Genomic DNA, 13,197 nt, shown 5'->3' with positions numbered 1-13,197 from the left:
ACCTGCCCAAGGTCTTTTTTAGCTTTTGTCACATTTCTGTCATATTAAGTTTTTATGATTCCGTCATCACAAACAAACCACACTCAAATACAGGAGTCTCTAGATGAAAACCCGTTTGTTCCGCAATACCATGATAGCCGCACTGGTCGCACAGGCCTTTACCTTCGCGAACACCGCAGCGGCTGCGGACAAAATCATCAAAATTGATGGTTCCAGCACGGTTTACCCAATCACCGAAGCCGTTGCCGAAGAGTTTCAACGCAGCAAAGGCGTGAAAGTCACTGTTGGCGAATCTGGCACTGGTGGCGGCTTCAAAAAATTCTGCCGCGGCGAAACCGATATTTCCGATGCTTCCCGCCCGATCTCACAAAAAGAAATCGATGCCTGTAAAGAAGGTGGCGTTCAATTTATCGAACTGCCTATCGCTTATGATGCACTGACTGTGGTTGTGAACAGCAAAAACGACTGGGTGAAACAAATCACCGTCGCCGAACTGAAAAAAATCTGGGAACCAGGTTCCAAAGTGAAAAACTGGAAAGAAGTGAACGCCACTTACCCAGACAAAGCCATCAACCTGTACGGTCCAGGCACGGCTTCCGGTACGTTTGACTACTTTACCGAAGCCGTTAACGGCAAGGCAAAAGCCAGCCGTACAGATTACACACCGTCAGAAGATGACAACGTACTGGTGCAAGGCGTTGCCGGTAACGTGGGTGGCATGGCCTACTTCGGTATGGCCTACTATCAAGAAAACACTGACAAGCTGAAAGCGGTGCCAGTGGTTGCCAAAGAAGGGGCTAAACCTGTTCTGCCTTCTGAAGCGACTGTGATGGACGGGACTTACCAACCATTGTCACGCCCACTGTTCATTTACGTGAACGCGACAGCCGCAGCGTTCAAACCAGAAGTGAAAGCGTTTGTGACTTACTACCTGGAAAATGCGCCACAACTGGTGAAAGAAGTGAAATACGTGCCACTGCCAAAAGAAGATTACGAAGCAGTGAAAACACACTTTAAATCGCTGAAACCAGGCACAGGGTTTAACGGCACATCAGAGGTCGGTATCAAAATTACTGATTTGTTGTCCCGAATCAAGTAACGATGACAAAGGGGCTGAAATGCCCCTTTTTTACTGACAAGCCGGCCTGAATAACCGATTATCCGCTAAAATCCACCCCTGACAGATCACACTATGGCGACTCAAGCAATGCAAGTACCTGCGCAACTGACTATCAGCCCAAGACTGGCGAAGAACATTCGCCGTAACGTCAAAGAACGTATTATTGAATTCATCCTGATGACCGCCGCGCTGGTCGCAGTGGCAACCACGTTTGCAATTGTGGGGGTTTTGCTGTTTGAATCATTGAGTTTTTTTAAAACAGTGTCTGTCGTCGATTTTTTAACCGATAGCCAATGGACGCCACTGTTTGAAGATGCGCACTACGGCATCATGCCGCTGGTTTCCGGCACTTTGACCACCTCCGCGATTGCGCTGGCCGTTGCTGTGCCAATTGGCACCGTTTCGGCAATTTTCCTGTCTGAATTTGCTTCACATAAAACCCGTGAAACCATCAAGCCGATTCTGGAATTGCTGGTGGGTGTGCCTACCGTTGTCTTTGGTTACTTTGCCTTGTTTTTTGTCACCCCCATGCTGCAAGCCATTTACCCTCAGCTACCCAGTTTTAACATGCTGGGCGCCGGCATCGTCATGGGCGTCATGATTATTCCTTACATTGCTTCCATGTCCGAAGATGCCATGCGCGCCGTGCCCATGAGCATGCGTGAAGGTTCTTATGCCATGGGTGCTACCCGTTTCCAGACCGCGATTAAAGTGGTCACACCCGCCGCAGTCTCAGGCATTGTGGCGGCCTATATTTTGGCGATTTCTCGTGCAGTGGGCGAAACCATGGTGGTTGCCATTGCGGCAGGCCAACAGCCTAACCTGACGTTTAATCCGCTAGACAGCGCGGCCACGATTACCGCCTACATCGTACAAGTGGCCATGGGTGACTTGCCGCATGGCAGCATAGGCTACCAGAGTATTTTTGCCGCCGGCCTGGTACTCATGATCATGACACTGTCTTTCAATATCGTGGGTCACTGGGTACGCAAGAAATACCGCGAGAATTACTAAACAAAGACTCGTAAAGTCTGCCCGTTGTCTTATTACTGAAATATCACCACCATACACTGCCGGTAACCCTTGCTTACCGGCACTTGCGGAAGTTATACCAAATGGAACATAAAGCCTCAGTCCTCGAAAATCTGGCCGAAGTCCGCGCCATGATTAAACGTCATAAGCGTAATGATGCCCTGTTTGCCGCCATCGGCCTGATCTGCCTCATGCTGGGCCTGATTACGCTGATGCTGCTGTTCTGGCAACTGATTGCGGATGGCTATCCAAAATTCAATCTGGACTTTTTGACTGAATTCCCGTCACGCCGTGCGGCCAGAGCCGGCCTGCTGTCTGCCTGGGTAGGTTCTTTGCTAGTGATGTCCGTTACTTTCCTGACCGCAGTCCCTGTCGGGGTTGCTGCTGGCCTTTATCTCGAAGAATATGCGCCGAAAAACTGGTTTACCGACCTGATTGAAATTAACGTGTCCAACCTGGCCGGTGTGCCTTCGATTATCTACGGCCTGCTGGCGCTGGGTCTGTTTGTCTACATGCTGGACTTTGGTCAAAGCATCCTGACCGCAGGCCTTACCCTGGGGTTGCTGATTTTACCGATTGTCATTGTCTCAACCAGAGAAGCGATCCGCTCTATCCCGCTGTCTATCCGTGAGGCGGCCTACGGCGTTGGCGCAACCAAATGGCAAGTCGTCTATGACCACGTGTTTAAATACTCTTATGGCGGTATCCTGACCGGTATTATTATTGGCATGGCACGTGCGTTGGGTGAAACAGCCCCCATCATTACTATTGGTGCGCTGACCTTTATTGCCTTCCTGCCACCCAGCCCGATCACGCTGGAGCCGCCTTTCCTGAATTTCGAATGGTTATCTTCAGGCTTTACTGTGATGCCGATTCAAATGTTTAACTGGTTGTCCCGCCCTGACCATGCGTTCCATGTCAATGCGGCAGCCACCGGGGCGCTGATCATCATCGTCACACTGTTAATGAATGGTACAGCCATCTGGTTGCGCTATAAAATCCGTAAAAATATTAAATGGTAATGCCACACAAGAATTAGGAAACTTCATGGCCACTGTCACTACTGCAATTAAAGCCGAAGCACGCGATTTAAACTTTTTTTATAGCAACGGCGCACGCGCACTCAAAGGCATCTCCATGCCTTTGTACGAGAACAAAATCACCGCGCTGATTGGCCCTTCAGGCTGCGGAAAGTCCACTTTCCTGCGCTGCTTCAACCGTATGCATGATTTGTATCCTGGCAACAAATACCAGGGCCAGATCGTGATGCATCCAGACAACACCAATGTGCTGGATTCAGGCGTAGACCCCATTGAAGTGCGTATGCGCATCAGCATGGTGTTTCAGAAGCCTAACCCCTTCCCAAAATCCATCTATGAAAACGTGGCTTATGGCCTGCGTGTGCGTGGTGAAAACAACAAACGCATTATGGATGACAAGGTTGAAGAAGCTTTAAAAGGCGCGGCGTTGTGGAACGAAGTCAAAGACCGCTTGCATGACCTCGCTTTTAACCTGTCTGGTGGTCAGCAACAACGGTTATGTATCGCCCGTGCCTTGGCCACTGATCCAGAAATCATGCTGTTTGACGAGCCCACCTCTGCGCTGGACCCGATCGCAACAGCCAACATTGAAGAGCTGATGGTCGAACTGCGCAGCAAACTGACCATTCTGGTGGTGACGCACAACATGCAGCAGGCAGCTCGTGTGTCCGACTACACCGCTTACATGTATCTGGGTGAGTTGATCGAGTACGATGATACTGACAAGATCTTCACCAACCCCAGCCGCAAGGAAACCGAAGACTACATCACCGGCAAGTTTGGTTAATTGCCCGTGCTATAAAAAACGCCGCAGATTGCGGCGTTTTTTATGCGCGTTAATCATGCGCTTTCATAACACGTGTTGCGCAGTGAGCCGCCTTCAGCCCAACGGCTAATCCAGCATGCTTGGACTCCAGAACGCCTGCGAGACATAAGGTGAGGTCAACAATTGCTGAATCACCGCTTCCAGCTCGGCTTCACGGATGGCACTGGCCAGCAACATGGCCTCAATTTCAACACAATCGTTACCAAACGCATGCATCTGCAAATGCTTGGTCGGATATTTGGCTTGCTCCAGCGTGCTTTCAAGCAAGCTCATCGCCTCTTTCTGATAACGGCGCGCAGCAATCACATACACCGTCGTTGTCGCCTCCACATGCAAGGTATTGATGGGTTTGCGGTTGATCTGATTGACGACCGGGCGTAACAAGGTATTGGTCGCCAGCACAAACAAGGTACCCAAGAAGGCTTCCAGCAACAGGTCAGCACCGGCACACGCCCCCACGGCCGCAGAACCCCATAGCGTAGCCGCCGTATTCAAGCCTCGCACATTGCCCTCTTCACGCATGATCACGCCCGCGCCCAGAAACCCGATACCGGAGACCACATAGGCCACCACGTGCACCGCACCATCATGCGACATAAGCCGGTTGGCCATATCCACAAAAATGGCGGCGCCAATGGCCACCAGCACATTGGTGCGTAAACCGGCGGTGCGTTGGCGATATTGCCGCTCAAAGCCGATAATAGCCCCGCAAACAAAAGCCGTCGACAAGCTTAACAATGAGTCGAGCAACGACACCAGATTAATATTTTGCATCGCTTGCAACGTCATGCGACATCCCTTTTCCTAACAACACTCTTGTCAAAACAACGCTTGGTCTGCGTGAAGACCGTCCAATAAAAAGCGCCACGAAACTCGTGGCGCTTTGATCAGACGCTTAACCAGGATCAGATGATGATCTTGGTTCAGGCGGTACGACGCAACCCTGGTTCAAGGACAAAAAAATCAGGATTCAACGCTGCCAGCGGCTGTTTCAGTTTTTCAATCTCGGCGGCAGGCGCGTGCACTTCGAGACGGATAATTTTGGCCAGTTTCAGTGCCTCGGCTAAGGGGGCGGCCACATTTTCAAGATGTGCAAGCAATGATTCAGCGTCCCGGTAGCCTTCACGGCAATGCGCGATATTACCATTGAACGAAAAAGCATAGTGCAGGCAACCTGCTTCCTGTCGTGTTTTTTCCACGAATGTTGCGCCCAGTGCTTTGAATGCTGCCAGATGTTCGGCTTGTACCTCAAAATAAGGCACCAGCGTGCAGCATTGATCGGTTGTAAACATGTTTGATTCTCCTGATGTGTTTTATATTGAGTTTGTTAAACACAAACTTGCACACATCTTGGCTGGGCAATGCCCGAGCGTCAAGCGTCAATCTTCCCGATCGCAGACAAAGGCGCGCATCGGCGTATTAAGCCGTTGCGGAAGCGGCCAGACTCAAATGGGAGAGCACCAGGCGCTGGTAGCACTCAATCAACTTGGTCGCCTGCGCATCGCTGGACCAGACTTGCTCCACATAGCGCTTGCCCTGTTTACCGATGCGTTCGCGCAATTGGCGATCAATGAGCAAGGTTTGGACTTGTTCGGCGAAATGCAGTTCGTCATCTTTGGCAATCAGGGCGCCCTGCTCCTGACGCAGGATAGAAGCCGTGCCCAACTCGGCAATCGCGACCACGGGCGTGGCCTGCGCCATGGCTTCAAGTAGCACCAGCCCTTGAGTCTCGCTCTTGGAGGCAAACACAAAAATATCTGCCGCCTGATAGGCCGCATTGAGCCCAATGGCACGGTCCAGGTAGCCTAGGAACATGACATGCGGTTGCAAGCCCTTGTCGCGGCTCATTTTCTTCAGCATTGCTTCTGCCGGGCCTTCACCCGTGATCACCAGCAAGACTTCAGGATGATCCTGAATCACCAGAGAAAGCATTTCGAGCAGGAACTGGATATTTTTTTCATGTGCAACGCGGCCAACAAACAGCAACAACGGACGCTGAGCGGGAATGCCATACTTCTCACGGAATGCGGCACCATCACCGGGAATAAAACGTGAGGCATCCAGCCCGGTCGGGATCACGGTAATCGGTGTTGTCACCCCGTATTGTTGCAACACATCACGCATTTGCGCCGAAGGCGATACCACGGTATCCACCTGCTGGCATTGCTTGCGCGAGACCGATTGTGCAATCCGCACCGCCAGACTGCGAGGCACCCAGGGCAAATAGTGGTGCATGTAGTCCTCAAAAAAGGTGTGGTAGGTCTCTACCGCAGGCACCTGCAATTGTTTGGCAATTTTAAGCCCCGCATAATGCGCAATAAACGGCGTATGAATATGGACCAGGTCGTAGTCACCCGTATGCAAATGGCCGGCATAGTCCATCAAGGCGGACCATTTCATCAAATAATCTTCGGGATCAAATACGATCTTGCGGGCATCGATGCGCGTAATCCACTGCTCGTCTTCTGTTTGAGACTGCTCAATCGCGACCGGATATTTGGGCGCAATCAGATGCACCACATGGCCTTGCTGGCGCAAGCTTTGCGCAAATGTGCGGATGCTGGTGGATACGCCATTGACGCGTGGAAAGTAGACATCTGAAATCATTAATATTTTCATGACAAATGCTGTATTGCACAGATTCCATATTAAAAACTTTACAGAGTCTAACAACGCTTCATGATGGTTTTATGACCAAAATCACTTTCATATCAATGTCATACAGACTTCATGCAACTGTCACTTAGCAGGCGCAAAGTGCGCCTATGTTACTGCGAGCCTTACTCATCACCTGTTGCCTGTTATTCGCCCTGCCTGGTGAAGCGCATGCATGGGGATTGTATTCGCATGTGGCTTACACTCACCAGTGGTTACAAAGCCTGCCGCTACAAACACTGCCCTTGCTTCCTTTGTCCTGGCTGAGCGTGATCCAGCGTTACCCTTCACTGGTGATGGCTGGCGCCTGTCTGCCCGACCTGGCTGTGGTTTCTCGCTCATTCAGCAATAGCCATGGCTGGGGCATCGGCCAGCAGCTCCTGCAAAGCAAAAATGAGCGCCAGCGTGCATTGGGCGTGGGCTATAACCTGCATCTGCTCACAGACGTAGTGGCCCACCAGCACTTTGTGCCGACGTTTGAGGCCAAATGGCAACACCACAGCCTGCTCACGCACGCCGGGGCCGAATGGGCCATGGATGCCTATTTGCACCAGCCCGAGATTCCGACCCCTGGCAAACTGTTGCGCATACACCGTAATACCATCGTCGACACCCTGAGCCAGGGCCTGCATTGTGATGCCAGCATCGTGCAGCGCGCCGTCAGCCGCCTGGCCAGTGCCGACCAGGCCTTGCGTTTTTCTCGCATCCCGAATTACCTGTTACAACGTTATCGCAGGCTGGATAACGAGTTTGAACACAAACTGGCGTATTACCGCAGCCAGGTCTCGCTCGCCCTTCACGATATGCCGCAGCTGCTCAATGGCCACTTTCCGTCTTTGCATGCTGAACATATTCACCTGAGCATGGAGCAGCTGGATGACTGGCGCCGCAAATGCCTGCAAGATGCCCGTTTAAGGCCTACGAGGGCGATCCAGGCCTTTGAGCAATATCAGCACCAATGGTTTAACCAGCCTGATTGCTGACGCCACTCAATCAGGCCGCTCAAGCGGTCATCCATACCGCATGGCTTGAAACTTAACGTTTAAACGCCATCTAAGCTAAGACCTCCTCATAAAAGATTCCAGCTCAACCATGCCTCCCCTGCGTTTTTTAATCATCACCACAACCCTGGTCGGGTTACTGCATTACTACATTGGCAGCCGGTTGTTGTCTGGCCTGGACTGGTCAAGCACAGTGCTATGGCTGGGATGGCTGGCACTGGCACTCTCCGCCTTGCTACAACCTGTCGCTTTCCTGGCACGGGGCTTACGTAGCGAAACCCTCCGAGACCGAGTGAGCTGGATCGCCATGACGGTGATGGGGCTATTTTCGTCTTTGCTTGTATTCACTGTGCTGCGGGATGGATTGCTGTTGGCCGTCGCCGGCTTACATGCGACAGGAGTCGTTAAGGTTGACTTTTTATGGCTGGAACGGCAAACCGCGTTCGCTACCTTGCTGATTGCCTGCGTCATCAGCCTGATTGGGTTTTTTCACGCACGTAAACTGGCTCGCGTCATCCATGTCAGCGTGCCGTTACGCAACTTGCCGGCCGCCCTGCATGGCTTCAAGATTGCACAAATCAGTGATATTCATGTCGGCCCGACCATCAAGCAGCCCTATCTGTCACGCATCGTACAAGCAGTCAATGCGCTGGAAGCGGATTTGATCGCGATTACCGGCGACCTGGTGGATGGGCGTGTGCATGAACTGGCGGAACACACGCGCCCACTGACGCAGTTATCAGCGCGCCATGGCAGCTTTTTTGTCACCGGCAATCATGAGTATTACTCCGGCGCCCTGGCCTGGATTCATGAACTGGAACGTCTTGGTATACGCGTTTTGCTCAATGAGCATGTGCAACTGCTACACGGAGAAGCCACATTGGTGGTGGCGGGTGTGACAGACTATACGGCTGGCAGCTTTTACGAGAATCACCACAGCGACCCTCAGGCCGCCATTGCCGGTGCGCCTGCCGCGGCGCCTAAAATCCTGCTCGCGCATCAGCCACGCTCTGCCGAAGCCGCCCAGGCGGCCGGCTTTGATTTGCAGCTATCCGGGCATACACATGGTGGCCAGTTCTGGCCCTGGAAATACTTTGTGCCCTTGCAACAACCCTATGTTGCCGGGCTGCACCGCCTGCAAGACTTATGGATTTATGTCAGTCGCGGCACCGGCTATTGGGGACCCCCCAACCGCTTTGGTTCCCCTTCTGAAATTACCTGCCTGACCTTGATGCCTGCACAGGATTAACTGCGCGCGCCTGCCGTTCGCCGCATGCGCAAATCGGGCACATAAGTCGCCAGTATCAGCACCAGGGCAGACAGCAAATAAAAGCTGCGCAAGGGGTAATCGGTGACAAAGCTGGCGGTGGCTGGCTTGGCCGCCAATGCCTGGTAAAAAGCTGGCTGGTCTACGCCTTTGACATAACTGCCTTTAAACTCGGCCGCCAGTGATTTTAAATAGTCTTCCTCCAACTGCGACAACATGCGGTCATACTCGGCATAAGCCACAGGAGGGTCTGGCTCATCCTGGCTGGGGTCGGCATAGGTCACGCCAACAGCCCCCGCGTTATTGTTGTCGCTCACCGGCCAGTCCCCGACGCGTTTATTGGCAGAGTTATAGCGCGGAATCGCCACTTTTTCTGCGCCGCCAACGCCGACAAAGGTGAAAAACTCCCCAATCTGTACCCCGCTCAAATCCTGTTTGATCGTCACATTGACGCGCGGCGCTTCATCGCCATCCGTGAAAAACAGCATCTGCGCCGGTTGATTGAGCGCATCATAGACATGGGTCGCCGCATGCACAGCAAAGCTCAGGCGGCTGTTGCCTTTCCAGGCCATGCGCCATTCCAGGTGGTCGATGCCGTCGGTAATCACATCCAGGTTTTTGCATACCTCCAGCGGCGTTTGCAGCATGGCGATATTATCCGAGGCAAAAATGCCCAGGCTAAAGTATGTGCCGCAAGGCGATCGCTGCACCAACTGCTTCATTAAATGCTGGCTATAGGCCAGGCGACTCACAGTCTGCTCATTCAGCCGTTCATCCTCTGCATTCATGCTTTGTGACACATCGGCAATCATCAAATAATGCTGCACCTGCTGCTTGAGCTGGACCTCAGGCTTGAGCAGCGCCAAGCCGAGCAGGCCGAGGGCCAAACCGTAGCAGACCGGCTCATAATGTTTGCTTAACCACGCCCACCCACGCATCAGGGTAATCCTATCGGTAAGTTACTGAGTTCCATATGCGATTGCTCCTTGCTACCAGCTTCCATGCCACGTGCCATGACCGAATGCAGCAGCGACAAGTTAAATTTTGCCGTCTGGTCATCCGGTTGCAAACGCAAGGCCTGCTCATAAGCAATTTTGGCCTGGCTAAACGCATAGCGGGCTTCATCCTGAAACGAGCCATCTTCGTTGACCGTGCGTACGAGGCCGGACAAAAACAGGTTGTTGCCAATATTAAAATGGATATGCGGCAGTGCATTGGCAGGCGGCGATGCCTCAAGGACCTGGCCATAGGTTTGCACCGCATGTTTGTAGTCGCCATGCTGACCCTGGTCATACGCCGCAGTAAATTTCTGCAAATAAGCCTGGCCGCCCGTTTTAATCACCTCGCCAGCGGCGATCTGGGCGTTGAGTGCGCGTGCAGCGTGTAATTGCCAGCCAAAATACAGTGTTCCTGCCAGGCCTGCCAGCGTCAGGCCCAGCCAGAGTGTATTGGCATGTTTGCGATAGATGCTCATTCGTATACCTTTATCTGTTTAATCAACAACAGGGCCAGCCCCAACAATAACGCTACGATGATCAAATCCCTGGCGTAATCATGGCCCGGAATCATGATGTCGTACTGAATCAGGTTCTTTTCCTTGGCGTCAATCTCACGCAAGGCGGACTCGAGTGCGGTGGCGTTATCCGCTTCAAATGCCTTGTATTTGATATTGAGCGACTGAAAAAAACGGTCCAGCGCAATCGCCTCGGGCAGATGGTCATCGTCATAGCTGTTTTGCGTAAAAATGCTGATGTCATCCGGCTCACGCAACACAATCCAGTACAAATTGAGCTTTTTACCCACCAGCTGTTTGCGGATCTGGTATTTGACGCGCGGGCTTAGCTTACCGGCGCCGTCGGACAGCAGCACAATGGCGCGTGATCCGGTACTGGGAATCTGCTCGAACAGGGTCACGGCATGCGTAATACCCGCCCCGATATTGGTCTGGTTAATGGCGGGCCCCGTCGCTGCCTGGATCGCAGCATGAATGCCGTCGCGATTGGTGGTGATTTTCATGCCATACAACGCTGAATTGGTAAACCCCACCACCCCCATCATGTCATCAGGCCGTGAGTCAATAAAAGCGGTAATCAGTCGTCTGGCCGCCGCAGACTTGATTTCAGCGGCGCGCCCGCCCACGCTTTGACCGGCAAATGGATGATCCATGCTAACGCTGCGGTCAATCACAAACACGCTTTGCGCACCTTTACCAATTTTCTTTTCCTGATGGCTATCGCCCTGCAATCCGGCCAGGGCTAGCACCAGGCACAATAACATCAGACTCGTTGCGACCTTGACCAGCAGATGAATGCGCTCGGAGAACGGATCGTCCGGCACCATCTCCAGCCACGAATACGTTTGCGCATGGCGGCTGGTCAGCAAAAACGGGACGGCAATCACCGGCAACAGGAGTAAAAACCAGGGACTCAGGCTGTGCATCAGACGCCCCGCTCACAACTGCGCAACTGACGTGTCAACATCTTGCATTGCTGCAGATAATCGGCTGCCGCAGGCAGCTGGTCATCATAAAGCAGCGTATTGGATTGCGCATAAAACTGCTGAATCTGGTCGGTATACGCCGCAAATGCAGGCTGTTTGGTGACAAACATGGGCACCTGACTGGCCAGCATCTGCTGGCCAAAATGCTGGTTAAAGGCTTGCTGCATCGCCAGTGCCGCCCGGCTTGCCCCCTCCTGGGTGGCGGGCAAGCGTTGCAGCCGCCGATACGCCTGAGCGAACGGGCCATTCAGCATAGGCAACCAGGCCCAGCTGGCATTGCGGTATAGCAAAATTAAACTGCCCAGCAAAGCCAGCCCCCCACTGACCAGCAAGCCTAGGCTTAAGGGGTGTGTGTCTAGTAAGGCTGCGCGGTGCTGGCCCAGCAAGGTAGGTTTGGCCGGTTGCATCCGGTCAGGCAGTTGCGCCATCAGCCAAAAGCGCCAGGCGGGTAGCGTCACGCTGGCGCCACTCGTAAACACAATCTGTTCGGGCGGTAAGGCTAATTGCACGGGCTGGCCGCTGCTGGCAAACACCTGATACTCAAACGTCAGCGTATACACCGTTTTGCCCGCTTCTCTGGCATGCGTCTCTTGCACCTGCCTTAACTCGATACCGTTACGCTGCACGCCCTTGATTGGCAACTTGTCTGACAGCAGTTGCAGCGACTCAGGGACAGACAGCGTGATACGCCGTTGCAGGACATCGCCAATCTGAATGCCTGCATAGTGCGCAGGATTTTGTAGATGCAACACCTGGATGGCCTGGGCTGCAGAGGAGGCGACCGCTTGAGGGGCAGCTGCATCCTCTTTGGCCAGGGATTCGGCCTTGACTGGTGCCATCCAGATCAAGCCGGTTAAGCAAACTATCAAAAATGGATTCATCGCCACACGCTATTGAATAAGTTGTTCAAAATAATCGGAAAGCATCGCCGCTTCAAACGCGCCTGTGACATACAACGGGCGAATCTCAAACCTGGCGAATAATTGATCCAGCGCTTGCTTGCGCTGCTCAAACTGCGCCACAAAGCGGGCCCGCAAAGCGGGCCGGAAAAAAATGGTTTTTTGCTGCCCGGTCTCGGGATCTTGCAAATTGCCAAAGCCCAACCGTGGCAAGCGCTCATATTCCTGCGGATCCCATAACACCAGCGGGATCACCTGATGGTTAGACAGGCTGTTCAGACTTTGCTCAATCAGCGACAAGGGCAGGTGAAAATCCGAGATCCAGAACACCAGTCCTTTTTGCTGCCCCAGCCAGGCCGTCGCCTCTACAATCCCTTGTCCATCCTGAGGCCCCGCCTCAACTTCTGTCAGTTGCGCAATGGTGTCAAAGGATTGTTGCGCGTGGTGCCCAGGCGCCAGGCTGAGCTCTGGCAGCACTCGATGCTGGTAGCAGACCATGCCGAACAAATCGCTGTTTTCATGGGCAGAGCAGGCAACCGCAGCCGCTATCGCCTGCAAGGTTTCATACTTGCTGACGTGCCCCTTGAACTGCATGGAACTAGACAAATCACACAAGGCATACAGCGGCGTGGAAGCCTCTTGCTTGAAAACCCGGATCTGGATCTGTTCATAAGGGTCACGCAAGGTTTGCCGCAAATCCAGCCGTCTGGCATCTGGATAATCAACCAGCGAGACATGCTTGCTGAACTCATCGCCAATGCCGCGCTGAACCCCCTGATGCGCTCCGCTATGCACACTGGCTGAACGCCACGGCACCTGGTAAAAAAAGGACTGTACTTTATCGGGTATCATGGTCTG

The 13,197-nt window shown here is 53.0% G+C and carries 14 protein-coding genes; 6 read left to right on the top strand and 8 right to left on the bottom strand.

Annotated elements, in window-relative coordinates; all coding sequences use genetic code 11:
- The first annotated feature begins 103 nt into the window (after positions 1–103).
- The 4 genes from ACT53C_RS08610 (at position 104) to pstB (ending at position 3,979) form a co-directional block, all read left to right on the top strand.
- On the top strand, positions 104–1,099 hold the full coding sequence (locus ACT53C_RS08610) for a PstS family phosphate ABC transporter substrate-binding protein (protein ID WP_476145558.1): 996 nt from the start codon (positions 104–106) through the stop codon (positions 1,097–1,099).
- 108 nt (positions 1,100–1,207) lie between these two features.
- Positions 1,208–2,134: a phosphate ABC transporter permease subunit PstC gene (gene pstC / locus ACT53C_RS08605; RefSeq protein WP_194748465.1), complete on the top strand. Its 927-nt coding sequence runs from the start codon at positions 1,208–1,210 to the stop codon at positions 2,132–2,134.
- Between the two features lie 101 nt (positions 2,135–2,235).
- Positions 2,236–3,174, top strand: coding sequence for a phosphate ABC transporter permease PstA (pstA, locus tag ACT53C_RS08600; protein WP_194748144.1), 939 nt, complete (start codon positions 2,236–2,238; stop codon positions 3,172–3,174).
- A 25-nt stretch (positions 3,175–3,199) separates the two neighbouring features.
- Complete coding sequence (gene pstB / locus ACT53C_RS08595; protein ID WP_194748145.1) at positions 3,200–3,979, top strand: phosphate ABC transporter ATP-binding protein PstB; 780 nt, start codon at positions 3,200–3,202, stop codon at positions 3,977–3,979.
- 105 nt (positions 3,980–4,084) lie between these two features.
- Here pstB and ACT53C_RS08590 read toward each other — a convergent pair whose 3' ends face one another.
- From ACT53C_RS08590 to ACT53C_RS08580, 3 genes are all read right to left on the bottom strand, one after another.
- Positions 4,085–4,807 carry an MgtC/SapB family protein gene (locus ACT53C_RS08590; RefSeq protein ID WP_228518754.1) on the bottom strand — a complete coding sequence of 241 codons (723 nt, stop codon included), beginning with the start codon at positions 4,805–4,807 and terminating at the stop codon, positions 4,085–4,087.
- Between the two features lie 134 nt (positions 4,808–4,941).
- Positions 4,942–5,310, bottom strand: coding sequence for a putative quinol monooxygenase (locus ACT53C_RS08585; protein WP_313988280.1), 369 nt, complete (start codon positions 5,308–5,310; stop codon positions 4,942–4,944).
- Between the two features lie 127 nt (positions 5,311–5,437).
- Complete coding sequence (locus ACT53C_RS08580) at positions 5,438–6,637, bottom strand: glycosyltransferase (RefSeq protein ID WP_476145557.1); 1,200 nt, start codon at positions 6,635–6,637, stop codon at positions 5,438–5,440.
- A gap of 146 nt (positions 6,638–6,783) precedes the next feature.
- On the opposite strand from ACT53C_RS08580, the gene ACT53C_RS08575 reads away from it, so the two are divergent.
- Complete coding sequence (locus tag ACT53C_RS08575) at positions 6,784–7,656, top strand: zinc dependent phospholipase C family protein (RefSeq protein ID WP_476145556.1); 873 nt, start codon at positions 6,784–6,786, stop codon at positions 7,654–7,656.
- A gap of 109 nt (positions 7,657–7,765) precedes the next feature.
- Positions 7,766–8,923, top strand: a complete 1,158-nt coding sequence (locus tag ACT53C_RS08570) for a metallophosphoesterase (RefSeq protein WP_476145555.1) — start codon at positions 7,766–7,768, stop codon at positions 8,921–8,923.
- On the opposite strand, the gene ACT53C_RS08565 is transcribed toward ACT53C_RS08570, so the two are convergent.
- From ACT53C_RS08565 to ACT53C_RS08545, 5 genes are read right to left on the bottom strand one after another with little or no spacing between them, the layout of a single operon-like run.
- Entirely contained in the window at positions 8,920–9,879 is a 960-nt protein-coding gene (locus ACT53C_RS08565) for a vWA domain-containing protein (RefSeq protein ID WP_194748150.1), read from the bottom strand. The two genes, ACT53C_RS08570 and ACT53C_RS08565, sit on opposite strands and share 4 nt — an antisense overlap.
- The gene (locus ACT53C_RS08560) at positions 9,879–10,415 is read right to left on the bottom strand and encodes a hypothetical protein (protein ID WP_476145554.1); all 537 of its coding nucleotides are present in this window, start codon (positions 10,413–10,415) and stop codon (positions 9,879–9,881) included. Before ACT53C_RS08560 ends, ACT53C_RS08565 begins: the two co-directional genes overlap by 1 nt.
- Positions 10,412–11,380: a vWA domain-containing protein gene (locus ACT53C_RS08555; protein WP_194748152.1), complete on the bottom strand. Its 969-nt coding sequence runs from the start codon at positions 11,378–11,380 to the stop codon at positions 10,412–10,414. Before ACT53C_RS08555 ends, ACT53C_RS08560 begins: the two co-directional genes overlap by 4 nt.
- Positions 11,380–12,309: a hypothetical protein gene (locus tag ACT53C_RS08550; RefSeq protein WP_476145553.1), complete on the bottom strand. Its 930-nt coding sequence runs from the start codon at positions 12,307–12,309 to the stop codon at positions 11,380–11,382. The genes ACT53C_RS08555 and ACT53C_RS08550 overlap by 1 nt, the downstream gene beginning before the upstream one ends.
- Before the next feature lie 21 nt (positions 12,310–12,330).
- Complete coding sequence (locus ACT53C_RS08545; RefSeq protein ID WP_194748154.1) at positions 12,331–13,191, bottom strand: DUF58 domain-containing protein; 861 nt, start codon at positions 13,189–13,191, stop codon at positions 12,331–12,333.
- Positions 13,192–13,197 lie beyond the last annotated feature (6 nt).

It is taken from the genome of Methylophilus sp. DMC14 (assembly GCF_056314085.1).
The sequence above is the reverse complement of the archived record's forward strand: the minus strand, read 5'-3'. Positions and strand labels throughout refer to the sequence as shown.